At 74.0% G+C, this 576-nt stretch carries 2 protein-coding genes; one reads left to right on the top strand and one right to left on the bottom strand.

Annotated features, from left to right (window positions below):
* Positions 1 to 209: glutaredoxin domain-containing protein (locus G3I71_RS45950; RefSeq protein ID WP_164324886.1), on the bottom strand; the 209-nt coding region annotated here is incomplete at its 3' end.
* Between the two features lie 121 nt (positions 210 to 330).
* Between G3I71_RS45950 and G3I71_RS45945 the strand changes: the two genes are divergently transcribed.
* Positions 331 to 576 (top strand): UvrD-helicase domain-containing protein (locus G3I71_RS45945; RefSeq protein ID WP_164324885.1); only part of this gene is annotated, 246 nt, incomplete at its 3' end.

The raw sequence follows: 576 nt of genomic DNA, 5'->3' as shown, positions 1-576 counted from the left end.
GAGCCGTCGGGGAACACGACGGTCGGCACGGTCTGGTTGCCGCCGTTGAGCGACTCGACGAGCTGCGCGGCGTCCGCCGTCTGCTCGCTGTCGACGACGTCGTAGCCGATGCCGGCGGAATCGAGCTGCGTGCGCAGCCGGTGGCAGTACCCGCACCACGTCGTCGAGTACATCGTCACGGTGCCGGGTGCCGGGGTGCTGGTCGTCATGGTTCCTCGCAGGTGCCTCACGGTGCCGACGGCGGTGCTGCGTCGTCGTCCCTCGATCCTCGCACGCGCGCCGGGAGTCGGCGGCCCCGGGTGTCGGCGGGTGCTGGGAGACTGGTCGACAATGTCCGCCGACTCCCTCCTCGACGCGCTCGACCCCGAGCAGCGTGCCGTCGCCACCGCCCTGACGGGCCCCGTCTGCGTGCTCGCGGGCGCGGGCACCGGCAAGACCCGTGCGATCACGCACCGCATCGCGTACGGCGTGCGCACGGGCGTCTACCGCCCCGCGTCGGTGCTGGCCGTGACGTTCACCGCGGGCGCCGCGGCCGAGATGCGCGTGCGCCTGCGGGACCTGGGGGCGAGCGGCGTG

The organism is Streptomyces sp. SID12501 (assembly GCF_010550245.1).
Classification (GTDB): domain Bacteria; phylum Actinomycetota; class Actinomycetes; order Streptomycetales; family Streptomycetaceae; genus Streptomyces.
This window is presented reverse-complemented; position numbering and strand designations above follow the sequence as displayed.